The organism is Mycobacterium sp. BK086 (assembly GCA_004362315.1).
Lineage (GTDB): Bacteria > Actinomycetota > Actinomycetes > Mycobacteriales > Mycobacteriaceae > Mycobacterium.
The window spans coordinates 40,637-65,857 of sequence record SNWL01000007.1; the positions used below are offsets into that span (position 1 = coordinate 40,637).

Here is a 25,221-nt window from a genome sequence, read left to right on the forward strand (position 1 = left end):
CACGGCAGGTGAATTCGGCCTACCATCACCGCGTGGCTTTTCGGAGCGAGCTGGGCAACTCGACATCGAGTCAGCTTCGCGACACCTCGCCCACGATCTTGATCCCGGTGGGGTCGACCGAGCAGCACGGTCCGCACCTGCCGCTGGACACCGACACCCGCATCGCCACCGCGGTGGCCCGCACCGCCACCGACGATCTCAACGGTCCCCATCGGGACGACTATCTACTGGCGCCCGCGATCGCCTACGGCGCCTCCGGCGAGCACGAGGGCTTCGCCGGAACGGTGTCGATCGGCACCGAGGCCCTGACGATGGTGCTGATCGAGTACGGGCGCTCGGCCTGCGGCTGGGCCCGGCGGATCGTCTTCGTCAACGGTCACGGCGGCAACGTGGAGGCGATGCGCGCGGCGGTGCGCCGCCTGCGGCAGGAAGGCCGCGACGCCGCCTGGTGCCCGTGTATCGCCGAGGGCGGCGACGCTCATGCCGGCCACACGGAAACGTCTGTATTGCTACATATTTCACCGGCAGACGTGCACACGGACGCCTGGTGTAGCGGGAACCGGGCGCCACTGGCTACCCTTTTGCCGCAGATGCGTCACGGGGGAGTGGCTGCGGTGAGTGAGGTGGGCGTGTTGGGTGACCCGACGACGGCGACTCCGATCGAAGGCGCGCGCATCTTCGAGCAGATGGTCGCGGAGTGTTCGCGGCGCATCGATCGCTGGCGTCCGGCCGATGACGGGATGCTGACATGACCCAGCCCCGGCTTCCTGACGGGTTTGCCGTCCAGGTCGACCGGCGAGTGCGCACGCTCGCCGAGGGCTCGGCTCTGCTCGGCGGCTCACCGACCCGGCTGCTGCGGCTGGCCCCGTCCGCCCAGACTCTGCTCGACGGCGGTCGCCTCGAAGTCCGCGACGCGGTCAGCGCGCAGCTGGCCCGCACCCTGCTCGACGCCACGGTCGCCCATCCGCGCCCGGCAGGCGGACCGTCGCATCGCGACGTCACCGTGGTGATTCCGGTGCGCGACAACCCGTTTGGACTCTATCGGCTGGTGATGTCGCTGCGGGGCATGCGCGTGGTCGTCGTCGACGACGGCTCGCAAACGCCGGTACTCCCGAGCGATTTCGCCGGTGCGCGCTGCGAGGTCGAGGTGCTGCGCCACTCCCGCAGCAAGGGGCCCGCAGCCGCCCGCAATACCGGGCTGGCAGCCTGCACAACAGATTTCGTGGCGTTCCTGGACTCTGATGTCGTGCCGCGCCGGGGCTGGCTGGAGGCGCTGCTCGGTCATTTCTGCGACCCGGCGGTGGCACTGGTCGCCCCGCGCATCGTGGGGCTCGGCCACAGCGACCAGCTGATCGCCCGCTACGAGGCGGTGCGGTCGTCACTGGACCTCGGCGAGCGGGAAGCCCCGGTGGTGCCCTACGGCCCGGTGTCCTACGTTCCGAGCGCGGCGATCATCTGCCGGCGCGCGGCGCTGCTGGACATGGGCGGGTTCGACGAGACCCTACCGTCGGGCGAAGACGTCGACCTGTGCTGGCGGCTGATCGAGTCCGGTTCCCGGCTGCGCTACGAACCGATCGCGCTGGTCGCTCACGAGCACCGCACCGAGATGCGAGAGTGGCTGGGCCGCAAGGCGTTTTATGGCAGCTCGGCCGCGCCGCTGTCGATCCGGCACCCGGACAAGACGGCGCCGGTGGTGATCTCCGCGTGGAGCTTGCTGGTCTGGTTGCTGATGGCGCTGGGGTCGGTGTCGGGCTATCTGGCCTCGCTGGTGTTCGCCGGGGTGACGACTCGCCGGACCGCCAAGGCCATGCAGAACACCGACGCCGGGATCTTCGACGTGGTGGTCCTGGCTTTGCGGGGGATGGGCGCCGCCGCGCTGCAGCTCTCGGCGGCGATCTGTCGCCACTACTGGCCGCTGGCATTGGTGGCGGCCCTGGTCTCCCGTCGCTGCCGGCAGGCGATCGTGGTGGCCGCGGTGCTCGACGGTGTGCAGGACTGGATCAAACGCAATCGCAACAATGACGTCGAGGGCAAGCCGATCGGCCTGGTCGCCTATCTGCTTCTCAAACGCCTCGACGATCTGGCCTACGGCGCAGGCCTCTGGACGGGAGTGGTCCGGGAGCGCACGTTGCGACCGCTGAAGCCGCAGATCAAAACCTGACTTGGTAGTCGACCCCATCACGTACAGCGACGTCCTCATCGTCGGTGCCGGTAGCGCCGGATCGGTGCTCGCCGAACGTCTCTCGGCCGATCCCGGCCGGACGGTCACCGTCGTGGAAGCCGGGCCCGGGCCCGACGAAGCCGGCGTTCGCGAGCTCACCCACAACGGACTTCAGTTGCCGATCGGGGCGGCCAGCCCGCTGGCTCAGCGTTACCGCACGCAGCTGACCGCCGACCCGCTGCGCGACGCCGACATCGTTCGAGGCGCGACGGTCGGAGGCTCCGGTGCGGTCAACGGGGGGTATTTCTGCCGGGCGTTGCCCGACGACTTCGACGGTCCCGCCGTGCCAGGCTGGAGCTGGGCCGATGTGCAGGCGCACTATCGGGCCATCGAGACCGATCTCGACTTTCCCGATCAGTCCGACGGTGGCCCGATCCTGATCCGGCGGACCCACGAATTCGTGGGCAGCACAGCAACTTTCGTTGGAGCCGTCCGTTCCGCCGGCCTGCGCTGGCTGCCGGACCTGAACGCCGAGCCGAGCGGGAAGAACGCGCCCCCCGGAATCGGCGCCGTGCCGCTGAACATCGTCGACGGGGTCCGCACCGGCCCCGGCGCGGCATTCCTGGAACCCGCTGCCGCTCGGCCCAACCTCAGGGTGCTGCCCCGCACGCGGGTGCTGCGACTCCGGATCGCCGGCACCCGGGTGGTGGGCGTCGAGACTATCGGGCCGTCGGGCCCGGCTGTTCTCGAGGCAGACCGGGTAGTGCTGTCGGCGGGCGCGATCGGCTCGGCACACCTGCTGATGCTGTCCGGGATCGGGCCCGCCGCCGCCCTGCGCGACGCGGGTATCGCGGTGGCGGCCGATCTCCCGGTGGGCCAGCGGACTTCCGACCACCCGGAGTGGGTGCTGCCGACCACGTGGACCATCGCGCCCCAGCGTCCGGTGCTCGAGGTGGTGATGGTGGCCGACGGAGTCGAGATCCGGCCCTACACCGGCGGGTTCATCGCGATGGTCGGCGACGGCACGCTCGGTCGCCCGGACTGGCCGCATCTGGGGGTGGCGTTGATGTCACCGCGCGCCCACGGCCGGCTAACCCTGCTGTCCGCAGACCCTGCGGTTCCTCCGCTGATCGAACACCGCTACGACAGCGCGCCCGAGGATGTGGCCGCGCTGCAACGCGGTTGTGCTCTGGCCACGGAAATACTGGGCGCCACAACACAACTCGGTGAGCCGATGTGGTCGACATCGCAGCACCTCTGCGGCACCGCACCGATGGGCATCGACAGCGACGAGCACGCCGTCGTCGACCCGCGTTGCCGGGTGCGGGGGATCGCGAATCTATGGGTGGTCGACGGTTCGGTGCTGCCGCGCATCACCGGCCGCGGGCCGCACGCCACGATCGCGATGATCGGGCACCGCACTGCTGAATTCATCGACTGAGCGGTCTCGTCTCGCGGGCGGTGGGGGCTCGGTACCCTTAACTGCCCCCGAAGGAGGAAACCAGGCGATGACGAGCCGGCGCAGCGATCCGAGACCTGCGCGTTCCCGCGCGCGGTTACTGGACGCGGCAACGGCATTGCTGCGCACGGGCGGCCCCAGCGCGGTCACGGTCGACGCTGTCACCCGCGGCGCCAACGTCGCGAGGGCGACCCTCTACCGGCATTTCCCCAGTGGCAACGACCTGCTCGCCGCCGCCTTCCACAGTTTGATCCCGCCCGCGCCGATGCCGCCGGAGTCGGGAACGCTACGCGAACGGCTGATCGCGCTGATGCAGGCGCAGGCCGACCTCATCTCTGAGACACCCATCCTGCTGACGGCCACGTACTGGCTGGCGCTGGGGCCGGATATGGAGCACATGCCCGGCAGGACCGAGGGCATCGACAGCCCCGAGGTGCGCACACTGCGCGAGCGGGTCGCCCAGCAGTATGGCGCACCGTTCGATGCCATCTTCGACAGCCCCGAAGCGCAACGGGAGTTGGGCGACGTCGATCGCGCCCAAGCCATCATGCTGCTGATCGGTCCGTTGGTCGCCGGGCGGATCAGCACCCTTGCCGATTTCGACTACCGTGAGTGCGCGCGCGCCGCGGTGGACGGCTTCCTGGCCGTCCAGCGGGTCGACGAAATCACTTCAGTGAGTAGCGAATCGGCAGGCGTTTGAGGCCACCGACGAAGGTGGTCGCCATCAGTTCCGGCTCGCCGGCCAGTTCGATGCTCTTGATGCGCGGGACGAGTTCGGAGAAGAAGCTGTTCATCTCCATGCGGGCCAGTGCCGCGCCCAGACAGAAGTGCACGCCGTAGCCGAACGACAGGTGCTTGTTCGGGTCGCGGCCGACGTCGAAGCGCATCGGGTCGTCGAAGACTTCTTCGTCGCGGTTGGCCGAAACATAGGACAGTAGAACAGCTTCACCCTTGGCGATGGGGACACCGCGGACTTCGGTGTCGGCCTGGGCGGTGCGCATGAACTCCTTGACCGGCACAACGCAGCGGATCATTTCCTCGACCGCGGTGCCCATCAGGCCCGGATCCTTTTGTAGCCGTTGGAGTTCGGCAGGGTTGCGGATGAGTTCCAGTAGTCCGCCTGCGATTCCGGCGCTGGTGGTGTCGTGGCCGGCGCTGGCGACGATCACGTAGTAGGAGGCGGTGTCCATATCGGACAGCGGCTGACCATCGATGGTGGCGTTGGCGATCGCCGAGGTGAGGTCCTCGGTCGGGTGTTCACGACGCGACGCGGTCAACGCGGAAAAGTAGTTGAAGAAGTCGAGCAGCACGGCGAGCATGTCGTCGGTGGTGCCCCCGCGCTGGAGTTCGTCGTCGTCGCCGCCGAACATCTCCTGAGTCAGTTTCAGCATGCGGGGGAAGTCGGACTCGGGCAGGCCCAGCAGGGTCAGGATGATGTAGAGCGGGTACTTGACCGCGATCTCCTGAACGAAATCCAGTTCGGGCCCTTGTTCCAGCATTTGGTCGACGTAGATCTTGGCCAACTCGTCACAGCGAGCCTTCAAGGCGCGCATGGCTTTCGGGCGAAACCAGTCCGCGCCGATCTTGCGCATGTCGCGGTGGTGCGGATCGTCCATGTGGATCAGCGTGCGCAGCCCGATCCCGGCTTCCATCTGTGCGCGCAACGCGTCGTCGGCCGCGGCGATCGTCAGCAGTGGGCGCGGGTCGTTGGTGAACAGGTCGTTCTGCCGCTCGATGTCCATGATGTCCGCGTGCTTGGTGATGGCCCAGAACGGCCGATAACCCTCAGCCTCGACCCAGGACACGGGAGCGTTCGCACGCAAATGAGCGAGGGACTCGTGCAGTCTCGTCTCATTGGTGTAGCCCGTCGGGCTGGCCAGAACGCGTGCCGCTTTGTCCATGATCCGTGAGGTCATCGGGTCTCCTCGCTGTGCGATACAAGAAACTTGACGGGTGTCAGGTTTCTAGTGTCGGCCACGATTGTGCCAGGTGGGAGGATATTCGGCTAATTGCCAGGTCATGGGTCGGGCGGTTGTCCGCGTAGGCTCGGATCTCGTGCGAGACCGATCGAGTGGCCGACGTTTTCGGCGCGCGATGGGCCTGCTGGCGGGCGTGGCGATCCTCGCCGCGTGCAGCAAGGGCGCCACCCAGACGCCACCGCGGCCGGCTCCGGTCGCGCAGCCCGAGCCCGCGGTCGTGCAGACCGCGGCGGGCGCGGTGCGCGGGGTGGTCGCTCCGGGCTACCGGGTATTCGACGGCGTTCCGTATGCCGCCGCGCCGGTGGGTCCACTGCGTTTTCAGCCGCCGCAGCCGGCCGCATCGTGGCCCGGGGTTCGTGACGCCACCAAGCCTGGCCTTCGCTGCATGCAGGACACCAGCTTCGACCCGGACTATGGCCGGCCCACCGGTGAGGACTGCCTGAATCTCAACGTCTGGACCCCCGACGGCGCCAGCCGGACACACCAGAAGCCGGTGATGGTCTGGATCCACGGGGGCGGCTTCCTCAACGGCAGCGCCGACATCTACGACGCCCGCTGGCTGGCGACCCAGGGCGACATCGTCGTGGTCACCGTCAACTATCGGCTGGGCACTCTCGGCTTCCTGGCGCATCCCGCGCTGAGCCCCGACGGCGACATCGGCAACTACGGATTGGCCGATCAACAGGCGGCGTTGCGGTGGGTCCGCGACAACATCGCCGAATTCGGCGGCGACCCAACCAAAGTCACCATCGCCGGCGAGTCGGCCGGTGCGATGTCGGTGTGTGACCATCTCGTCGCACCGGACTCCGCCGGGCTGTTCCGGGCGGCGATCCTGCAGAGCGGGCCCTGCCAGGCGCAAGCCGATCGGGCGACCGCCCAGCAGGTCAGTGGCGAGTATGCGACCAGGGTCGGCTGCTCCGAGCCGGCGGGGATGGCGGAATGTCTCCGCTCCCGGCCGGTCAAAGAATTGCAGAGCGCCCCGCTGTATGTCGGGTTCGGGCCGGACAAGCTGACCGGTCCGGTCACCGGAACAGATCGGTTGCCCGTCGATCCGATGAGCGACGCGGCGCTGAGCCGGGTGCCCCACATCCCCGTTCTGATCGGCAGCAACGGCGACGAGTTCGCGATGTTCGCCGCACTTCAGTACCTGAAAGACCATGGGCTGCCCGCCTATCCGAAGCTGCTGGCGGACACATTCGGCGCGGATTCACCCGCGGTGGCTCAGCACTATCCACTCAACGTGTTCGGCGGCAACGAAGGTCTGGCCTACTCGGCGGCGGTCACCGACAGTCTATTCGCGTGTCCGACAGACAAAATCGCGTCCGGCCTGGCCCATGCCGGCCCGGTGTATGCCTACGAATTCAACGACCGCACCGCGCCGGCTCCGGATCCGTTGCTTGCGGTGCCATTCCCGGTGGGGGCCAGTCACTCGCTGGAGTTGCGATACCTGTTCGACGTCGGTGGCGCCCCGCCGCTCAACCCGGCGCAGCGCGAGCTGTCCGACCAGATGGTCACGTATTGGAGCCAATTCGTGAAGAACGGCACGCCCGAGGCCACCGATCAGCCGGACTGGCCGCGGTTCGGCACCGATGGCACCGTGAAGCGCATGTCGCTGCAGACCGGGCAGCTGACGATCACCGAGGACTTCCGCGCCAGGCACAATTGCGCGTTCTGGGCAACGCTGAAGGGGACGCGTTAGCCGGACCAGCGGGGATGGGCGACGACAGCCAGCGCCTCGGCCACGTCGGATGCCAGCGGCCTGCGCCGGGTGCCGCGTTCTCGAACCCACTGCTGGAATGCGAAATCTGCTGCGGCGAAGGAGAGTTGGACGAGCAGGCCAGGTCGGCTTTCCTCGGCCGGGTTCACGCCCATTCGCACGGCCACCAGCGCAATCATGTGGTCGCGGTCGGCCGTGGACAACAGGGTCGCGCGGTCCAGAAGTTCGGGAGCGGTCAGGATGGCCGCGCGCCAGTTCTCCAGGTCGACATCCCCGAACGAATCGACCCGACTCACGATCGCCGCGGCCAAGGCGACGTCGGGCGGCTCCCCGGCCGGCCGGCGAGCCAAGAGCGACGCGATCGCGGCGTTCCCGCGTTGCACCGCGCCCAGCAGTAGATCCTCCTTGGTCGCCACGTGCCGGAAGAACGTCCGCGGCGACACCGATGCTTCGGCGGCGATGTCGTCGGTGGTGACGTTGCCGAATCCCCGTGCGGCGAAAAGCCGATACGCCGCCGCATGGATGTCGGCGCGCACCTGCGCCCGCTGGCGGTCACGCAGTGTCGGTGGCCGTTCGGCGGGCGGACTGGTCACCGGTATGTTCCCGCGCCGCCGTCGACCATGATGGTTTGTGCGGTCACGAAGGATGCTTCAGGGCTGACCAGGACGGCGACCATCGGTGCGATGTCGGCATGCGTGTCGCCCATGCGGCGCAGCGGGATGCTCTTGACGACCTTGTTGTAGACATCGGGGAACTCGTCGCTCCAGCCCGCCACCCCGTCGGATTGGGCGAGCGGGCACACCACGTTGACCCGGATGTTGTCCTTACCCCATTCCAGCGCAGCGACTTTGGAGATGCCGCGGATCGCTTCCTTGGATCCGGCGTAGGCCCCGAACGTCTTCTGGCCGGTCGTCCCGGCGCCTGAGCCGAAGTTGATGATGGATCCGCCACCGCCGGCCTTGAGTACCGGGTAGGCCGCCTGCATCAGGAACAGCGTGGCCCGAGGTCCGGTGTCGAAGACCAGATCGAAGTCGTCGTGGGTGATGTCGGTGAACGGCTTGGGTTCGTTGGTGGCGATCGCGTTGTTGATCAACGCGTCGATGCCGCCCATTGTTTTCACCGCCTCGTCGACGATGTGCTGGTAGCTGGACCGGTCGCACAGATCGGCCACCAATGGCACGGCACGCCCGTCGGCGCCGAAGCTCGCGGCGACGTCGGCCACCGTGGGATCGCGGTCGACCATCAACACCGTCGCGCCGCGTTCGAGCAGTGCCGCGGTGATGCCTTTGCCCACACCGCGCGCGGCGCCCGTCACGATTGCACGCAGGCCGGACAGTGATCCTGCGTGCCAGTAGGCGCCCTCAGTGTGTGGGGCCACGATGTAACTCCTCCGATGTTCGTGCGGCACCGGGGAATTCGACGAATTCCACGGCAGTGCCGTCGGGGTCCTTGACGAAGAACATTCGCACACCGGCGATCTCGAACGGTGCCTGGTCGGGCTGATAGCCGGCTTCCTGCACCCTGCGGTAGGTGTCGTCGAGGTCGGTGACCGACAGGGAGATGTTCTGGTTGCCGACGAACGACCGTCTCGCCGGCTTGCCCTCGGGGCCGAGCGACAACAGCTCCAGCATCACTCCGCCGACGAGGCCGCCCACTGCCCGGCCCTGATTCCCGTCGCCGCCGCCGAGTGCGTGGTCGAAGGATTCGCCCGACAGGGTCTGGTCGAACACCACATCCATGCCGAGTAGCCCGCGGTAGAACTGCAGGGCCCGATTCATGTCGGTGACCCCGACCACCAGATGCGAAAACCGAAGGTCCCCAAGCTGTTCCACTGATCACCGAGCCAGGTCGGGGGCGGCCCGGCCGGCGATCAGCGGCAGGTCGAGATAGGTCTTGATGCCCGGGCCGGCCTCGCAGACATAGGGAATGGCGCTGATGCAGTGATTGGCGGTGGCCACCACGCCGGGGTTGCGGATGAGGCCCTCTTCGACCGTTTCGGGTTGCAGCCCCTTGAACGTCAGCGAGACGTCGCAGTCGCCGCTGACCTCGACCTCGAACCGCTCACCCTTCTCGCCGAGCGTCCATGGCGGGTCGAGCTCCACTTCGCACATCAGCCAATTCACCGCGGCGGTCACGACCGGCTTGTCGTCGACGATGGCCTGCCACTTGAATTTGCGTGCGGCCACAGTGCCGGCTTCCATCGGAACCACGAGCTCGTCGGTACCGGTGACGGCGACGGCCACTTCCTGGGTGGACCGAATATGCGGATCGGCGCGAAAACCGAGTTGGTCGGCGACCATCCGCACGGACTGCTTGAAGCCGGCTTCCAGCAGGGCGGCCATGGGGCCGCTCAGCGCCTGCTCGGGAGTCAGGCCGAAGCCCATCACTTCGCGCACCACCAGTGGTGCGTTGTAGGTGCGGATGTCGGAGAACTCTTCGGCCCGCACGTGGGTGATGGCGGCTGTCAGCGAGGAGATCATCAGCGGGAAGCGTTCAGTGATGCCGCCGGGGTGGATGCCGGAGCCATGCAGCGTGGCGTTGCCCGCGGCGCACGCTTCCTCGAGGGCCTTCACGGCTGGATTGTCCCGGTCGGGATAGACCCAGCCGACCGGCGTCACCACGTTCTTGCCCGACCGCAGGATCTTGGCGACGACCTGATCGTCGGGCAGGAGAGGGGAGTACATGACGCAGTCGGCGTCCAGCGCGAGCAGTTCGTCGATATCGGTCGTGGCCGCCACCCCGATCGGGGCTTCGCCGATCACCTCGCCGACATCGCGGCCGTGCTTGTCGGCGCTGTGCACCCAGCAGCCGACCAACTCAAGCTCCGGATGACGCAGCACCCCCTGGATTGCCGCCTTGCCCACACCGCCGGTCGCCCACTGAATGACTCGATACATATCGGCATACTATGCCGATATGACAGTAACTGTCACAAGTCTGTCTCGCCAAGTTGGACTGCGATATCGCCGAAACCGGCGGCGGCCGGGCATACGCTCAGGGACGCAGGTCGCTGAATCATCGGGGGAACGATGAATCACTCGCACTGGAATCGCACCGGCGGCGCCGCCGGAATGGCGTACGTGGTCGCTGCGGGTGTGGCGGCGGCTCTCACGGGTAAGCCGCCCGGTCCGGAAGCCAGCAATCGCGCGGTGCAGCAGTTCTTCATCGATCACGGTGGCCAGATCGTGGCCCAGGGCTGGTTGTACGCGCTGGCCACCGGGTTGGTCATCTGGTTCGCGCTCGCTGTCCGGCGCCTATTGCATCAGGCTTCGACCGGCCATCACTTCGGCGACCTTTTCTTCGTCGGCACCGTCTCTGTGGCGGCGCTGTCCTTTGTCGCCATGTCCATTCGGATCGTCGCGGCAGGAGCCGCGGCCGAGTTGTCCCCGTCAGCCGTGCGGGCAGTGGGCGGTGACTTCAGCCTCGTTCTGCTGGCGTTGTGCGGCTTCATAGTCGGCGCTGCTGCCATCGGCTACGCATTCTGTGTGATCCCGGAGCGGGTCTTGCCCCGGTGGACGGGCTGGCTGGCCGTCGGCGCCGCCGTGGTCAATCTCGCCGGCACGATGAGCGTCTTCGTCGATGGCGGCCCGTTCTCCATCGAAGGCGGGCTGGCTACGTTGTTACCTGTCGTCGCCACCGCCGTCTGGTACCTCGGTACGTCGATCAGCTTGTACGCAGCCCCGGAGGTCCAGGAAAAACCCCCGGCCGACGTGTGACCGATCTCGGCCCGCAGGGGTGGCGCGCGACACGTCCAAACTGACCCACTACCAGCCAGAGCAGGGATTTGGAGCAGGCTCCGGCGAGATTTGGATGGGGCCGCGATCTAGGGCATACTGTTCGGGTTGCCTTGAGCCGGGTTCGCCCCTAACGGAGCGTGCCGCACAAGGTATACGACCGGCGCCCAAACGGGCGCGTCCGGTCCCAACCTCGGAGAGCGACGGTTTTTCACCGCGCCTTCGGGACTGCGTGAGGGCGACACACCCGACCGCGGGGGCCGGAGCACCAGGACAGGTAAAGAGCGGCGGCGACAGCCAGCGTGAAGCCCTCGGGCCAGCGCAATGACCACCGTGTCCCTTCATGGGACCAAGCAGGAGTGAAGGTAGGAGAAGCGTGGCGGGACAAAAGATCCGCATCAGGCTCAAGGCCTACGACCACGAGGCCATTGATGCCTCGGCGCGCAAGATCGTGGAGACGGTCACCCGTACCGGTGCGAGCGTGGTTGGTCCGGTGCCGCTGCCGACGGAAAAGAACGTGTATTGCGTCATCCGCTCCCCGCACAAGTACAAGGATTCGCGGGAGCACTTCGAGATGCGCACACACAAGCGGCTCATCGACATCCTCGACCCGACGCCGAAGACGGTTGACGCGCTCATGCGCATCGATCTGCCGGCGAGCGTCGACGTGAATATCCAGTAGGGGTCGACGAACAATGGCACGTAAAGGAATCTTGGGTACGAAGCTGGGCATGACCCAGGTCTTCGACGAGAACAACAAGGTCGTCCCCGTCACGGTCGTCAAGGCCGGACCGAACGTGGTGACCCGTATCCGCACGCCCGAGCGTGACGGCTACAGCGCTGTGCAGCTCGCCTACGGCGAGATCAGCCCGCGCAAGGTGAACAAGCCGGTCACCGGTCAGTACGCCGCCGCCGGGGTCAACCCGCGCCGGCACCTGGCCGAGCTGCGGTTGGACGACGAGGCTGCGGCCGCCGAGTACGAGGTCGGCCAGGAGCTGACGGCGGAGATCTTCGCCGACGGCGCCTATGTCGACGTCACCGGTACTTCGAAGGGCAAGGGCTTCGCCGGCACCATGAAGCGTCACGGCTTCAAGGGCCAGGGCGCCAGCCACGGTGCCCAGGCAGTGCACCGCCGGCCGGGCTCGATCGGTGGCTGCGCCACCCCTGGCCGTGTCTTCAAGGGCACCCGGATGTCGGGCCGCATGGGTAGCGACCGCGTCACCACCCAGAACCTGGTGGTGCACAAGGTCGATGCCGAGAACGGCGTGCTGCTGATCAAAGGCGCGGTCCCCGGCCGCAACGGCGGGCTCGTCATGGTTCGCACGGCAGTCAAACGAGGTGAGAAGTGACTCTGAAGATTGACGTCCGTACTCCGGGCGGCAAGAAGGACGGCACGGTGGAACTACCGGCTGCCCTCTTCGACCAGGAACCCAACATCGCGTTGATGCACCAGGTGGTGACCGCGCAGCTGGCCGCCAAGCGGCAGGGCACGCACGCCACCAAGACTCGCGCTCAGGTCTCCGGCGGTGGCAAGAAGCCGTACCGGCAGAAGGGAACCGGTCGCGCCCGCCAGGGTTCGACCCGTGCGCCGCAGTTCACCGGTGGTGGCATCGTCCACGGCCCGCAGCCGCGCGACTACAGCGAGCGGACCCCGAAGAAGATGATCCGCGCCGCCCTGCGCAGCGCGCTGTCGGACCGGGCCCGCAACGAGCGGATCCACGCGATCACCGAGGTGCTCGAGGGCCAGACCCCGTCGACCAAGAGCGCCAAGGCGTTCCTGGCCACGCTGACCGACCGCCGCAAGGTGCTCGTCGTGATCGGCCGCACCGACGAGGTCGGCGCCAAGAGCGTCCGCAACCTGCCTGGCGTGCATGTGATCTCACCGGACCAGCTGAACACCTACGACGTGCTCAACGCCGACGACGTGGTGTTCTCGGTCGAGGCCCTGAACGCTTTCATCGGTGCGAACACGAAGGACGACAAAGAAGGAGCGTCGGTGTAATGGCAACGATTACCGACCCCCGCGACATCATCCTGGCCCCGGTCATCTCCGAGAAGTCCTACGGCCTGATCGAGGACAACGTCTACACGTTCATCGTCGCGCCCGGCTCGAATAAGACGCAGATCAAGATCGCCATCGAGAAGATCTTCAAGGTGAAGGTCGACTCGGTGAACACCGCCAACCGACAGGGCAAGCGCAAGCGCACCCGCGCCGGTTACGGACAGCGCAAGAGCACCAAGCGCGCGATCGTGACCCTGGCCCCCGGCAGCAAGCCGATCGATCTCTTCGGAGCACCGGCGTAGCCGGCAGATAGAACTCAGGAATAGATAATGGGAATTCGCAAGTACAAGCCGACGACCCCCGGTCGCCGCGGTGCCAGCGTCTCCGATTTCTCCGAGATCACTCGCTCGACTCCGGAGAAGTCGCTGATCCGCCCGCTGCACAGCACCGGTGGACGTAACGCTCACGGCCGCATCACCACTCGTCACAAGGGTGGCGGCCACAAGCGCGCCTACCGCGTCATCGACTTCCGTCGCAACGACAAGGACGGCGTCAACGCCAAGGTCGCACACATCGAGTACGACCCGAACCGCACCGCGAACATCGCGCTGCTGCACTACCTGGACGGCGAGAAGCGCTACATCATTGCGCCGCAGGGTCTTTCGCAGGGCGACATCGTGGAGTCGGGTCCGAACGCCGACATCAAGCCCGGCAACAACCTGCCGATGCGCAACATCCCGGCCGGTACCGTGATCCACGCCGTCGAGCTGCGTCCCGGCGGCGGCGCCAAGCTGGCCCGTTCGGCCGGCTCGAGCATCCAGCTGCTGGGTAAGGAAGGCACCTACGCCTCCCTGCGTATGCCGTCGGGTGAGATCCGCCGCGTCGACGTGCGCTGCCGCGCCACCGTCGGCGAGGTCGGCAACGCCGAACAGGCCAACATCAACTGGGGCAAGGCCGGCCGCATGCGGTGGAAGGGCAAGCGCCCCACCGTCCGTGGCGTCGTGATGAACCCGGTCGACCACCCGCACGGTGGTGGCGAGGGCAAGACCTCCGGTGGTCGCCACCCGGTCAGCCCGTGGGGTAAGCCCGAAGGCCGCACCCGCAAGCCCAACAAGCCGAGCGACAAGCTCATCGTCCGTCGCCGGCGCACCGGCAAGAAGCGCTAGGAGTAGATAGCGATGCCACGCAGCCTGAAGAAGGGTCCGTTCGTCGACGACCATCTGCTCAAGAAGGTCGACGTTCAGAACGAGAAGAACACCAAGCAGGTCATCAAGACCTGGTCGCGTCGTTCGACCATCATCCCGGACTTCATCGGTCACACCTTCGCCGTCCACGACGGTCGCAAGCACGTGCCGGTGTTCGTCACCGAGGCGATGGTCGGCCACAAGCTGGGCGAGTTCGCCCCGACGCGCACGTTCAAGGGTCACATCAAGGACGACCGGAAGAGTAAGCGGCGATGACCACTGCAACCACCGAATACCCGTCCGCGACAGCTGTCGCGAAGTACGTGGGCATCTCGGCGAGCAAGGCGCGCCGGGTGATCAACCTGGTCCGCGGCAAGTCCGTCGAAGAGGCGCTGGACATCCTGCGCTGGGCACCACAGCAGGCCAGCGAGCCGGTCGCCAAGGTGATCGCCTCGGCCGCTGCCAACGCGCAGAACAACGGCGGCCTGGATCCCTCGACCCTGGTGGTCGCGACGGTGATGGCCGACGAAGGCCCCACCGCCAAGCGCATCCGGCCGCGCGCGCAGGGTCGCGCGTACCGAATCCGCAAGCGCACCAGCCACATCACCGTGATCGTCGAGAGCCGTCCGAGCAAGAAGGACGCGGGTAAGTCGGCCAGTGCCGCACGCGCCCGTCGCGCACAGGGCAGCAAGGCTGCCACCAAGGCAGCTCCGAAGACCAAGGCTTCTGCTGAGACGAAGGAGGGCTCGGAGTAGTGGGCCAGAAAATCAACCCCCACGGCTTCCGGCTCGGTATCACCACCGACTGGAAGTCCCGGTGGTACGCCGACAAGCAGTACGCCGACTACGTCAAGGAAGACGTGGCGATCCGCCGTCTGCTGGCCACCGGCCTCGAGCGGGCCGGCATCGCCGACGTGGAGATCGAGCGCACCCGTGACCGGGTTCGCGTCGACATCCACACCGCGCGTCCCGGCATCGTGATCGGCCGTCGTGGCACCGAGGCCGACCGCATCCGCGCCGACCTGGAGAAGCTGACCGGCAAGCAGGTTCAGCTGAACATCCTCGAGGTGAAGAACCCCGAGAGCCAGGCCCAGCTGGTCGCCCAGGGTGTCGCCGAGCAGTTGAGCAACCGCGTGGCGTTCCGTCGCGCGATGCGCAAGGCCATCCAGTCGGCCATGCGCCAGCCCAACGTCAAGGGCATCCGCGTGCAGTGCTCGGGCCGCCTCGGCGGCGCCGAGATGAGCCGCTCGGAGTTCTACCGCGAAGGCCGGGTTCCGCTGCACACCCTGCGCGCCGACATCGACTATGGGCTGTACGAGGCCAAGACCACGTTCGGTCGCATCGGCGTCAAGGTGTGGATCTACAAGGGCGACATCGTCGGTGGCAAGCGTGAGCTGACCGCCGCCGCACCCGCCGCCGACCGTCCGCGCCGTGAGCGTCCGTCGGGCACCCGCCCGCGCCGCAGCGGTGCGTCGGGCACCACCGCGACGGGCACCGAAGCCGGACGCGCTGCCAGTGAAGAGACCGCCGAATCGGCAGTCCCCGTCACGGCCGACGCTCCCGCAGTGGAGCCGACCGCTGAAAGCACGGAGAGCTAAATCATGTTGATTCCCCGCAGAGTCAAACACCGCAAGCAACACCACCCCAAGCAGCGTGGTATTGCCAGCGGCGGAACGTCGGTGACGTTCGGTGACTACGGCATCCAGGCACTGGAGCACGCCTACGTCACCAACCGGCAGATCGAGTCCGCTCGTATCGCCATCAACCGGCACATCAAGCGTGGCGGCAAGGTGTGGATCAACATCTTCCCGGACCGTCCGCTGACCAAGAAGCCCGCGGAAACCCGCATGGGTTCGGGTAAGGGCTCGCCCGAGTGGTGGGTGTCCAACGTCAAGCCCGGCCGCGTGCTGTTCGAGCTGAGCTACCCCGACGAGAAGATCGCTCGGGAAGCCCTGACTCGCGCTATCCACAAGTTGCCGATCAAGGCACGCATCGTGACCCGAGAGGAGCAGTTCTGATGGCAGTGGGCATCAGCGCCGGTGAACTGCGCGAACTGACCGACGAAGAGCTGACCGACAAGCTGCGGGAGTCCAAGGAAGAGCTGTTCAACCTGCGCTTCCAGATGGCCACCGGTCAGTTGGACAACAATCGCCGGCTCCGCACCGTGCGTCAGGAAATTGCGCGCATCTACACCGTGCTGCGCGAACGTGAACTGGGTCTGGCCTCCGGACCCGCTGGTGAGGAATCGTGATGGCAGAAACCAAGGGCCCCAAGCACACTCCGGCCACCGAAGAGCCGCGCGGCCGTCGCAAGACGGTCATCGGCTACGTGGTGAGCGACAAGATGCAGAAGACGATCGTGGTCGAGCTGGAATCCCGTAAGAGCCACCCGCTCTACGGCAAGATCATCCGGACCACGACGAAGGTCAAGGCGCACGACGAGAACGGCGATGCCGGTATCGGCGACCGCGTCTCCCTGATGGAGACCCGTCCGCTGTCGGCTTCGAAGCGCTGGCGGCTGGTCGAGGTCCTCGAGCGGGCCAAGTAGAACTTCGCACTTAGCAAACGCGCGCCGCGGCAGAGATGCCGCGGCGCGCGTGTAAATTGCCTAGGCGACAGTTTTTTGGCAATCGTTCGATCGTGAGGGGCCCGCTTTTGCCTAGCATGCCGGTGGTGAAGTCGGGGGGGTTGGTCAAGTTCGGGGCGATCGTCACCGTGGTGACGGCGATGTTGTGGTCGGCGCCGTTGGCGGCGGCCGAACCCGAGCCCGCACCCGCCGAGCCGGCGCCCACAGAGCCCGCTCCCACCGATCCCGCGCTGCCCGCGGCCGCTCCCGTCGGCGGTGAAGTGATGACGGCGCCGACGCTGTCGCTGGCCGATCTGGGCGCCCTTCCCGTGCTCTCGTTCTACGGGGGGACCAGCTCGGTCTCGCTGACGTTCCCGGTGCCTGTCGGACTGGTTCCCGACACTCTCAACGCCACCCTCGACCTACCGTTCAACGTCCGCTCGGGCGTCATCTCGGTTACGCAGGGCGATCGGCTGATCGGCAAGCTGGGGCTCCCGCCCGTCGATCTGACCCCACTGGTCATTCCGCTGGCCGGGGTGGAAGTCATCGACAACGTCGCCACGGTGACGCTCACGCTGGCGTCGGTTCCGGACGACGGCTACTGCCTCGACCGGCTCAACCCGATCAATCTCATCAACGGCGCGGTCTCGTTCGTCGGCGCCGAGGCGGCACCGGCGACGGTGGCCGACTTCCTTCCGCCGATCCTGCGCAAGCTCACCGTCGGCGTGCCGGGCAACCCGTCCATGGCGGAGTCGGATGCCGCGGTCCAGTTGGTGGCCGGGCTGGTCAAGCGGTACGGCAATCAGGCACCCGAGGTTTCGCTCATCCCGCTGGCCGACGGCGCGACGTCGATACCGACGCCCTCGCTGCCCCTCGAGCGCCAGGTCGTCATCAAAGAGGGCTCCGACGAGAGCATTTCGCTCCAGGGCGGTGGTGTCCCGCAACTGTTGATCACGGCCCCGGCCGACAAGCTCACCAATGACACCCGGTTGCTCAGCGACGGCGCACTGAACCTGGCTGTGGCGGCCCGGGTGGTCCCGGACAAGCTCGGCTCGGGCCGGCGCGCGCAACCGCTCGGCGGCTTGGTGACGGTCGCACAGTTCGATCCGACCACGCTGAGCTCGACCGGTGTGGCTCCGCAGGTGAAGATCGGGATCGATCAGACCAAGATCGGCTACCCGGTCCAGGGCGTGCGGGTGCATCTCACCGGCACCTACACCCCGATGCCGAACACCTTCGGCGGTCAGCTCACCGCAAACATCAACGGCGAGCAGATCGATTCCTGGGCAGCCGATCCCGCCGGTGTGATCGATCGCTGGGTCAGCGTGCCCGACCGGCTGCTGAGTCGCTACACCGACCTGCAGGTCGCGCTGAACACCACCGGCAACACCGGCGGGTGCAACGACTTCTACTCGATGAACCTGGTGATCAACGGCAACAGCGTGGTCGAAAGCAGCCAGGCTGTTCCGCCTATCCCGCAGGGATTCGGGGCGTTGCCGCAGGCACTGCTGCCGGTCGTCAAGGTGGGCATCGGCTCGGATCGCTTCGCCGACACCGTCCGAGCGGTCGCGATCACCACCGGTTTGCAGCGGCTCAGTTCGCTGCCGTTGCGCACATCGGTGACGTCATTCGAGGACGCCCGCAAGGGCCAGGATCCCGCCATCCTGATCAGTGCCGACGGGTGGACCGACAAGTCCATAACGTTGCCGGTCAGCGGCAATGACCGCAGCATCGTGGTGGAGGGTCAAGAACCCAACAGCGAGCAGACGAGCCTGAGCCTGGATCCCGGAGTGCAGTTCGGCTCCCTGCAGACGGTGTTCGACGGCCACCGCACGCTGCTGATCGCCACGTCCAACGGTGCGCCGAACCAGCTCGACGAGCTGCTGGGTTGGCTCAACGCGGACCGCAGTCGCTGGTCGCAGTTGCGCGGCCCGGCCATCGTCGCAATCGCTGGGCGCGCACCGGCTTTGGTCGCCGGCCGCACACCGGTGAGTGTGTACGGTCCGGTCGCGCCGACGCCGGATCAGGCGGCGACTACAGCGGTCGCGAAGTACCACTACGACCGGGCCTGGTGGGTCGCTCTCGGGGTCGTCGGGGTGGCCGCTGCCGGTGTGGCGGCGATCGTCCTGACGTCGCGTAGCCCGCGGGACAAGGGCGCGACGCACCGCCGCGAAGACTGAGGCTCGGCAGGTCCTGCGAATTCGCCACGAGCGGACGCGGAATCACGCGAAACCGGTCCGGCTCATGGAAGTCTGTGGCGTATGACCACGGAGTTCAACGGCAAGATCGAACTGGACATTCGCGATTCCGAACCCGACTGGGGTCCCTACGCGGCGCCCAAGGCGCCTGAGGGTGCGCCCAACGTGCTCTACCTGGTGTGGGACGACATCGGCATCGCGACGTGGGATTGCTTCGGCGGGCTGGTGTCCATGCCGGCGATGACGCGGATCGCCGAGCGGGGGGTTCGGCTCTCGCAGTTCCACACCACCGCGCTGTGCTCCCCGACCCGGGCCTCGCTGCTGACGGGCCGCCACGCCACCACGGTCGGGATGGCCATGGTGGAGGAGTTCACCGAGGGTTTCCCCGGAATCAACGGCCGCATTCCCGATGACACCGCGCTGATCTCGGAGGTGCTCGCCGAGCACGGCTACAACACCTACTGCGTGGGCAAGTGGCACCTCACCCCGATCGAGGAGTCCAGCCTCGCAGCCACCAGGCGGCACTGGCCACTGTCGCGCGGCTTCGAGCGGTTCTACGGGTTCATGGGCGGCGAGACCGACCAGTGGTACCCCGAGCTGGTCTACGACGGCCATCCCGTGGAGGCCCCGGCCACCCCGGAGGAGGGCTATCACCTCTCGAAGGATCTGGCGGACAAGACAATCGAGTTCATCCGCGACTCCACGATGATCGCCCCGGACAAACCGTGGTTCACCTATCTGTGTCCGGGTGCCGGCCACGCGCCGCACCACGTGTTCAAAGAATGGGCGGACCGCTACGCCGGTGCGTTCGACATGGGCTACGAGCGCTACCGCGACATCGTCCTGGAGAACATGAAGAACCTCGGCATCGTGCCGCCTGGCACCGAGCTGTCCGGGATGAACCCCTACTGCGATGTCACCGGACCCAACGGCGAGCCATGGCCCGAGCAGGACACCGTGCGCCCGTGGGACTCGCTCAACGACGAGGAGAAGCGGCTCTTCGCCCGGATGGCCGAGGTGTTCGCCGGCTTCCTGTCCTACACCGACGCTCAAATCGGCAGGGTGCTGGACTATCTGGAGGAGTCCGGACAGCTGGACAACACCATCGTCGTGGTGATCTCCGACAACGGTGCCAGCGGTGAGGGCGGTCCCAACGGCTCGGTCAACGAGGGCAAGTTCTTCAACGGCTACGTCGACACCGTCGAAGAGAGCATGCCGTTCTTCGATGTCCTGGGCTCTCCGGCGACCTTCAACCACTATCCGATCGGGTGGGCGATGGCGTTCAACACGCCATACAAGCTCTACAAGCGCTACGCCTCACACGAAGGCGGCATCGCCGACACCGCAATCATCTCCTGGCCCAACGGAATTGCGGCACACGGCGAAATCCGCGACAACTACGTCAGCGTCTCCGACATCACGCCCACCATCTACGAACTGCTGGGCATCACCCCGCCGGACACCGTGAAGGGCATCGCCCAGAAGCCGCTCGACGGGGTGAGTTTCAAAGCGGCACTGGATGATTCGACCGCAGAAACCGGCAAGGAGACGCAGTTCTACACGATGCTGGGCACCCGTGGCATCTGGCACAAGGGCTGGTTCGCCAGCACCGTGCACCCCGCCGCACCGTCGGGCTGGTCGCATTTCGACAAGGACCGCTGGGAGCTCTACAACATCGAGAACGACCGCAGCCAGTGCCACGATGTGGCTGCCGAGCATCCGGACAAGCTCGACGAATTGCAGAAGTTGTGGTTCGCCGAGGCCGAAAAGTACAACGGCCTACCGCTTTCCGACCTCAACGTGTTCGAGATGGTCAGTCGTACCCGCCCGTCGCTGGCAGGGGACCGGCCCAGCTACGTCTACTACCCGCACACCGCTCCGGTCGCGATGGGTGCGTGTGTGTCGATCAACGGCCGGTCGTTCTCGGTGCTGGCCGAGGTGAACATCGACAGTCCGGACGCGCAGGGCGTCTTGCTCAAACAGGGCGCCGGGCACGGCGGTTATGTGTTGTTCGTCCAGGACGGAAAGCTGCAGTTCGTCTACAACTTCTTCGGCGAAGACGAGCAGCGGGTGATCGCGCCCGACCCGGTCCCGCTGGGTGAGCACATCCTCGGCGTGGGCTACGCGCGAACCGGCGTGGTCGAGGGCAGCCACACCCCGCTGGGTGACGTGACCCTCTACGTCGACGGTGACGCGGTGGCCACGCTGGCCGGTGTGAGAGCCCACCCGTTCACGTTCGGCTTGGCCGGTGGCGGGGTCAGCGTGGGACGCAATTCCGGCCAGCCGGTCTCGACGGCGTACACGGCGCCCTTCGATTTCACCGGCGGAACCATCGCCCGCGTGGTCGTCGACGTGTCGGGCACTCCGTACATCGACGCGGAACACGAACTCGCGGCGGCCTTCGCCAGGGACTGACCCTCACGTCATACTGGTCGGGTGACTCGGCTGGTGTTCGCCGCTGCGGCGGTTGTGATGCTGGCCGTCCCGGCTGTTGCCGCCTGTGCGCGCGACAGCGAAGGAACAGCCGTGAAGGCCGACGCGTCGACGTCCTCGACCAGCCTCGCGCCGACGTCGACCACGACGTCCACCAAGGTCACCGACGTGCCGGAATCCTCGGAGCCCGGCGTGCTGGAAACCACCCGCGCGCCGATTCCGGCGGACTCCACCGTGTGCCGGCCCGAACAGCCCGGGCCGACGGCGGTGGCCAGCGTCGCCGACCCCGCCGCGCCCAAGATCAGGGTCCGGGTGCCAGACGGATGGTCCTCGACGCCGGGCACCGGCGACGTGGGTGCTCTGCTGTCCGGGCCCGACGACATGGTCGCCGAGGTCACCATCTCCGCGACCCCGCTGGATCCCAGTGCCGCCTTCACCCGGTATGGCGACGACGTGATGGCCCGCTATCCGATCAGCACGCTGAGCCTGCTGCCCGGTGACTTCTGCGGCTTCAGCGGACAGAAACTGATGGGCAGCTGGGCTCGGGACCCCGACGAGTCGCTCGAATACCAGGACCGGATCGCCCACATCTGGACCAACACCGGCAACTATCTGGTCGCCGTTCACGTGGAAGCGCCGTCCGGAACACCCGGATTCGACACCGCGGCCTCGGTACTGACCGAGGAATTCGGCGTCGTCATACCCTGAACCCATGCTCACCGAGCTCGTCACGGTGCCCGGCGGGACCTTCCGGATGGGGTCGACCAGCTTCTATCCCGAAGAAGCGCCGATCCACACCGCGACCGTCGGTGCCTTCGCCATCGAGCGGCACCCGGTGACCAACGCACAGTTCGCCGAGTTCGTCGCCGCCACCGGATACGTCACCATCGCCGAACGGCCGCTGGATCCGGCGCTGTATCCCGGCGTCGCCGAGGCGGATCTGCAGCCCGGCGCGCTGGTGTTCCGGCCGACGGCAGGGCCGGTGAATCTGCGCGACTGGCGGCAGTGGTGGGACTGGGCGCCCGGCGCGAGCTGGCGTGCGCCGTTCGGGGCGGGCAGCGATGCCGCCGATATGCCCGACCATCCCGTCGTGCAGGTCGCCTATCCCGACGCGATCGCCTACGCCGGCTGGGCCGGCCGGCGGCTGCCGACCGAGGCTGAGTGGGAGTACGCGGCACGGGCCGGCAGCACTTCCCCCTATGCGTGGGGCGACGAGCCGACGGTCGGGGGAGCGTTGATGGCCAACACCTGGCAGGGCCGCTTCCCGTATCGCAACGACGGCGCGCTGGGCTGGGCGGGCACCTCGCCGGTGGGGACGTTCCCGCCGAACGGGTTCGGGCTGGTCGACATGATCGGCAATGTCTGGGAGTGGACGACGACGCAGTACTCCGCTCATCACATGCTTGACCAGCAGAATTCGTGCTGTCCGCCGCCCGCCGAACCCGATCCGGCCGTCAATCAGACGCTCAAGGGCGGCTCGCACCTGTGCGCCCCGGAGTACTGCCATCGGTACCGGCCGGCCGCGCGATCACCGCAGTCGCAGGACAGCTCGACCACGCACATCGGCTTCCGGTGCGTGGCGAGTTCCTGACCCGCGCCGGAACCGCGCCGAGATCGACGAAATGGCGCGATCTACTCGCACTTCCTCGGCGGATTGTCGGTTTGGGCGTCATGAACTGCAGCGATTTGGAGCTTTTGGGCTCGTCACCTAGTATTTAACGGTTGCCTAGGGCAGACCTCGGTTATCTCCGCGCGAGAAAACCCTGCGTGCTCTTTGGGTGACAAGAACAAGACCGCGCACGTCAGGTCGGTATCTGCCGTGCACACAGTAACCAGGTCGAGGAGATCTAGTGATTCAGCAGGAATCGCGGCTCAAGGTCGCCGATAACACGGGCGCCAAGGAGATCTTGTGCATCCGCGTTCTCGGTGGCTCGTCGCGGCGCTACGCCGGCATCGGCGACGTCATCGTGGCGACCGTCAAGGACGCCATCCCCGGTGGCAACGTCAAGCGTGGCGACGTGGTCAAGGCCGTCGTCGTGCGCACTGTCAAGGAGCGCCGTCGCGCCGACGGCAGCTACATCAAGTTCGATGAGAACGCCGCCGTCATCATCAAGAACGACAACGATCCGCGCGGCACCCGCATCTTCGGCCCGGTCGGGCGCGAGCTGCGCGAGAAGAAGTTCATGAAGATCGTCTCGCTGGCACCGGAGGTTTTGTAAATGAAGGTCCACAAGGGCGACACCGTTCTGGTCATCGCCGGTAAGGACAAGGGCGCCAAGGGCAAGGTCCTCGAGGCCTACCCGTCTCGGGGCAAGGTCCTCGTCGAGGGCGTCAACCGGATCAAGAAGCACACCGCGCAGTCGGCGAACGAGCGTGGCGCGTCGTCGGGCGGCATCGTCACCCAGGAGGCCGCGATTCAGGTCTCCAACGTGATGGTGGTCGACTCCGACGGCAACCCGACCCGCGTCGGCTACCGCGTGGACGAAGAGACCGGCAAGAAGGTTCGGGTCTCCAAGCGCAATGGCAAGGACATCTGACGATGACGACCGTAGAAAACACCAAGGTGCAGCCGCGGCTGAAGCAGCGCTACCGCGAGGAAATCAAGGGCGCGCTCAACAACGAGTTCAACTACGCCAACGTCATGCAGATCCCCGGCGTGGTCAAGGTCGTCGTCAACATGGGTGTCGGTGACGCCGCCCGCGACGCCAAGCTGATCAACGGTGCGGTCAACGACCTCGCGCTGATCACCGGCCAGAAGCCCGAAATTCGCAAGGCGCGCAAGTCGATTGCGCAGTTCAAGCTTCGCGAGGGCATGCCGATCGGTGCGCGGGTCACCCTGCGCGGCGACCGGATGTGGGAGTTCCTCGACCGGCTGGTGTCGATCGCGCTGCCGCGTATCCGCGACTTCCGCGGCCTGAGCCCCAAGCAGTTCGATGGCCACGGCAACTACACCTTCGGGCTCGCCGAGCAGTCGGTGTTCCACGAGATCGACGTCGACTCGATCGACCGGCCTCGCGGTATGGACATCACCGTCGTCACTTCGGCGACCAACGACGACGAAGGTCGGGCGCTGCTGCGCGCTCTGGGCTTCCCCTTCAAGGAGAACTGAGCAGATGGCAAAGAAGGCACTGGTCAATAAGGCCAACAAGAAGCCGAAGTTCGCGGTGCGGGCCTACACCCGCTGCAACAGGTGCGGTCGCCCGCACGCCGTCTACCGCAAGTTCGGCCTGTGCCGAATCTGCTTGCGCGAGATGGCCCATGCCGGCGAACTGCCCGGTGTGCAGAAGTCCAGCTGGTAACAGACCCCTACAGAACAGGTGCGCAGCAGGCCCCAAGGGAATTCACCCGAGCGGGAACCGCTGCGAGGAAGGTAGACAGGCCCAGTCATGACCATGACGGACCCCATCGCAGACTTTTTGACACGTCTGCGCAACGCCAACTCGGCGTATCACGACGAGGTGACCCTGCCGCACAGCAAGATCAAGGCGAACATCGCCGAGATCCTGAAGAGCGAGGGTTACATCAGCGATTTCCGGACCGAGGATGCTCGGGTCGGCAAGTCGCTGGTTGTTTCACTGAAGTACGGCCCCAACCGCGAGCGCAGCCTCGCCGGTCTGCGCCGGGTGTCCAAGCCCGGTCTGCGGGTGTACGCGAAATCCACCAATCTGCCGCGGGTTCTCGGCGGCCTGGGCGTGGCGATCATCTCCACGTCTTCGGGTCTGCTGACCGACCGCCAGGCGTCCCGACAGGGCGTGGGCGGCGAAGTCCTCGCTTACGTGTGGTGAGGGAG

At 66.7% G+C, this 25,221-nt stretch carries 30 protein-coding genes and 1 pseudogene; 26 read left to right on the forward strand and 5 right to left on the reverse strand.

Features of this window, described 5'->3' with window-relative positions:
• The first annotated feature begins 8 nt into the window (after positions 1-8).
• The 4 genes from mftE to EV580_RS23840 all read left to right on the forward strand — a co-directional run bounded on the left by mftE (position 9) and on the right by EV580_RS23840 (position 4,320).
• A complete protein-coding gene (mftE, locus tag EV580_RS23825; protein WP_133694237.1) occupies positions 9-752 on the forward strand; it encodes a mycofactocin biosynthesis peptidyl-dipeptidase MftE in 744 nt (247 codons plus the stop codon).
• Entirely contained in the window at positions 749-2,161 is a 1,413-nt protein-coding gene (gene mftF / locus EV580_RS23830; RefSeq protein ID WP_133694239.1) for a mycofactocin biosynthesis glycosyltransferase MftF, read from the forward strand. The genes mftE and mftF overlap by 4 nt, the downstream gene beginning before the upstream one ends.
• A 1-nt stretch (position 2,162) precedes the next feature.
• The gene (mftG, locus tag EV580_RS23835; RefSeq protein WP_133694240.1) at positions 2,163-3,602 is read left to right on the forward strand and encodes a mycofactocin dehydrogenase MftG; all 1,440 of its coding nucleotides are present in this window, start codon (positions 2,163-2,165) and stop codon (positions 3,600-3,602) included.
• 67 nt (positions 3,603-3,669) lie between these two features.
• Positions 3,670-4,320 carry a TetR/AcrR family transcriptional regulator gene (locus EV580_RS23840; protein ID WP_133694242.1) on the forward strand — a complete coding sequence of 217 codons (651 nt, stop codon included), beginning with the start codon at positions 3,670-3,672 and terminating at the stop codon, positions 4,318-4,320.
• Here the strand turns inward: EV580_RS23840 and EV580_RS23845 are convergent.
• Entirely contained in the window at positions 4,286-5,536 is a 1,251-nt protein-coding gene (locus EV580_RS23845) for a cytochrome P450 (protein WP_133694244.1), read from the reverse strand. The genes EV580_RS23840 and EV580_RS23845 overlap by 35 nt on opposite strands.
• A 178-nt stretch (positions 5,537-5,714) precedes the next feature.
• On the opposite strand from EV580_RS23845, the gene EV580_RS23850 reads away from it, so the two are divergent.
• Complete coding sequence (locus tag EV580_RS23850; RefSeq protein WP_133694982.1) at positions 5,715-7,298, forward strand: carboxylesterase/lipase family protein; 1,584 nt, start codon at positions 5,715-5,717, stop codon at positions 7,296-7,298.
• On the opposite strand, the gene EV580_RS23855 is transcribed toward EV580_RS23850, so the two are convergent.
• Genes EV580_RS23855 through EV580_RS23870 form a run of 4 tightly spaced genes read right to left on the reverse strand, consistent with a single transcriptional unit; the run spans position 7,295 to position 10,213 of the window.
• The gene (locus EV580_RS23855; RefSeq protein ID WP_133694245.1) at positions 7,295-7,909 is read right to left on the reverse strand and encodes a TetR family transcriptional regulator; all 615 of its coding nucleotides are present in this window, start codon (positions 7,907-7,909) and stop codon (positions 7,295-7,297) included. The genes EV580_RS23850 and EV580_RS23855 overlap by 4 nt on opposite strands.
• Positions 7,906-8,694, reverse strand: coding sequence for an SDR family NAD(P)-dependent oxidoreductase (locus tag EV580_RS23860; protein WP_133694247.1), 789 nt, complete (start codon positions 8,692-8,694; stop codon positions 7,906-7,908). Before EV580_RS23860 ends, EV580_RS23855 begins: the two co-directional genes overlap by 4 nt.
• Positions 8,678-9,148, reverse strand: coding sequence for a VOC family protein (locus tag EV580_RS23865; protein ID WP_286171814.1), 471 nt, complete (start codon positions 9,146-9,148; stop codon positions 8,678-8,680). The genes EV580_RS23860 and EV580_RS23865 overlap by 17 nt, the downstream gene beginning before the upstream one ends.
• A 3-nt stretch (positions 9,149-9,151) precedes the next feature.
• Positions 9,152-10,213: an NAD(P)H-dependent amine dehydrogenase family protein gene (locus EV580_RS23870; protein WP_133694249.1), complete on the reverse strand. Its 1,062-nt coding sequence runs from the start codon at positions 10,211-10,213 to the stop codon at positions 9,152-9,154.
• A 132-nt stretch (positions 10,214-10,345) separates the two neighbouring features.
• Here EV580_RS23870 and EV580_RS23875 point away from each other — a divergent pair, with 132 nt between their 5' ends.
• The 21 genes and pseudogenes from EV580_RS23875 to rpsH all read left to right on the forward strand — a co-directional run bounded on the left by EV580_RS23875 (position 10,346) and on the right by rpsH (position 25,216).
• Positions 10,346-11,032 (forward strand): hypothetical protein, encoded by a 687-nt coding sequence (locus tag EV580_RS23875; protein ID WP_133694251.1) that lies wholly within the window; start codon positions 10,346-10,348, stop codon positions 11,030-11,032.
• 394 nt (positions 11,033-11,426) lie between these two features.
• A complete protein-coding gene (gene rpsJ, locus EV580_RS23880) occupies positions 11,427-11,732 on the forward strand; it encodes a 30S ribosomal protein S10 (RefSeq protein WP_003883485.1) in 306 nt (101 codons plus the stop codon).
• Between the two features lie 13 nt (positions 11,733-11,745).
• On the forward strand, positions 11,746-12,399 hold the full coding sequence (gene rplC / locus EV580_RS23885) for a 50S ribosomal protein L3 (RefSeq protein ID WP_133694252.1): 654 nt from the start codon (positions 11,746-11,748) through the stop codon (positions 12,397-12,399).
• Positions 12,396-13,052, forward strand: coding sequence for a 50S ribosomal protein L4 (rplD, locus tag EV580_RS23890; RefSeq protein WP_133694254.1), 657 nt, complete (start codon positions 12,396-12,398; stop codon positions 13,050-13,052). Before rplC ends, rplD begins: the two co-directional genes overlap by 4 nt.
• The gene (gene rplW, locus EV580_RS23895; protein WP_005143874.1) at positions 13,052-13,354 is read left to right on the forward strand and encodes a 50S ribosomal protein L23; all 303 of its coding nucleotides are present in this window, start codon (positions 13,052-13,054) and stop codon (positions 13,352-13,354) included. Before rplD ends, rplW begins: the two co-directional genes overlap by 1 nt.
• A 27-nt stretch (positions 13,355-13,381) precedes the next feature.
• Positions 13,382-14,218 carry a 50S ribosomal protein L2 gene (gene rplB / locus EV580_RS23900; RefSeq protein WP_133694256.1) on the forward strand — a complete coding sequence of 279 codons (837 nt, stop codon included), beginning with the start codon at positions 13,382-13,384 and terminating at the stop codon, positions 14,216-14,218.
• Between the two features lie 12 nt (positions 14,219-14,230).
• Complete coding sequence (gene rpsS, locus EV580_RS23905; protein ID WP_003892827.1) at positions 14,231-14,512, forward strand: 30S ribosomal protein S19; 282 nt, start codon at positions 14,231-14,233, stop codon at positions 14,510-14,512.
• Positions 14,509-14,970: pseudogene (gene rplV / locus EV580_RS23910) on the forward strand (50S ribosomal protein L22); the annotation flags it as partial. The gene rpsS and the pseudogene rplV, both read left to right, overlap by 4 nt.
• A 20-nt stretch (positions 14,971-14,990) precedes the next feature.
• Positions 14,991-15,833 (forward strand): 30S ribosomal protein S3, encoded by an 843-nt coding sequence (gene rpsC / locus EV580_RS23915; RefSeq protein ID WP_133694260.1) that lies wholly within the window; start codon positions 14,991-14,993, stop codon positions 15,831-15,833.
• 3 nt (positions 15,834-15,836) lie between these two features.
• The gene (gene rplP, locus EV580_RS23920) at positions 15,837-16,253 is read left to right on the forward strand and encodes a 50S ribosomal protein L16 (protein WP_133694261.1); all 417 of its coding nucleotides are present in this window, start codon (positions 15,837-15,839) and stop codon (positions 16,251-16,253) included.
• Positions 16,253-16,486 carry a 50S ribosomal protein L29 gene (rpmC, locus tag EV580_RS23925; protein ID WP_005143880.1) on the forward strand — a complete coding sequence of 78 codons (234 nt, stop codon included), beginning with the start codon at positions 16,253-16,255 and terminating at the stop codon, positions 16,484-16,486. Before rplP ends, rpmC begins: the two co-directional genes overlap by 1 nt.
• Entirely contained in the window at positions 16,486-16,782 is a 297-nt protein-coding gene (gene rpsQ, locus EV580_RS23930) for a 30S ribosomal protein S17 (protein ID WP_133694263.1), read from the forward strand. Before rpmC ends, rpsQ begins: the two co-directional genes overlap by 1 nt.
• A 116-nt stretch (positions 16,783-16,898) precedes the next feature.
• Positions 16,899-18,980 (forward strand): hypothetical protein, encoded by a 2,082-nt coding sequence (locus EV580_RS23935; RefSeq protein ID WP_255525577.1) that lies wholly within the window; start codon positions 16,899-16,901, stop codon positions 18,978-18,980.
• 81 nt (positions 18,981-19,061) lie between these two features.
• Positions 19,062-21,413 carry an arylsulfatase gene (locus EV580_RS23940; protein ID WP_133694267.1) on the forward strand — a complete coding sequence of 784 codons (2,352 nt, stop codon included), beginning with the start codon at positions 19,062-19,064 and terminating at the stop codon, positions 21,411-21,413.
• A 21-nt stretch (positions 21,414-21,434) separates the two neighbouring features.
• Positions 21,435-22,139, forward strand: a complete 705-nt coding sequence (locus EV580_RS23945; protein ID WP_133694269.1) for a hypothetical protein — start codon at positions 21,435-21,437, stop codon at positions 22,137-22,139.
• Between the two features lie 4 nt (positions 22,140-22,143).
• Positions 22,144-23,022: a formylglycine-generating enzyme family protein gene (locus EV580_RS23950; protein ID WP_133694270.1), complete on the forward strand. Its 879-nt coding sequence runs from the start codon at positions 22,144-22,146 to the stop codon at positions 23,020-23,022.
• Positions 23,023-23,281: 259 nt separating this feature from the next.
• Entirely contained in the window at positions 23,282-23,650 is a 369-nt protein-coding gene (gene rplN / locus EV580_RS23955; protein WP_003892852.1) for a 50S ribosomal protein L14, read from the forward strand.
• Complete coding sequence (rplX, locus tag EV580_RS23960; RefSeq protein ID WP_133694272.1) at positions 23,651-23,968, forward strand: 50S ribosomal protein L24; 318 nt, start codon at positions 23,651-23,653, stop codon at positions 23,966-23,968. It begins immediately after the preceding gene.
• 2 nt (positions 23,969-23,970) lie between these two features.
• The gene (rplE, locus tag EV580_RS23965; RefSeq protein ID WP_133694274.1) at positions 23,971-24,540 is read left to right on the forward strand and encodes a 50S ribosomal protein L5; all 570 of its coding nucleotides are present in this window, start codon (positions 23,971-23,973) and stop codon (positions 24,538-24,540) included.
• Positions 24,541-24,544: 4 nt separating this feature from the next.
• The gene (locus EV580_RS23970) at positions 24,545-24,730 is read left to right on the forward strand and encodes a type Z 30S ribosomal protein S14 (RefSeq protein WP_047329118.1); all 186 of its coding nucleotides are present in this window, start codon (positions 24,545-24,547) and stop codon (positions 24,728-24,730) included.
• Positions 24,731-24,817: 87 nt separating this feature from the next.
• Positions 24,818-25,216 (forward strand): 30S ribosomal protein S8, encoded by a 399-nt coding sequence (rpsH, locus tag EV580_RS23975; protein WP_133694275.1) that lies wholly within the window; start codon positions 24,818-24,820, stop codon positions 25,214-25,216.
• Positions 25,217-25,221: the final 5 nt, after the last annotated feature.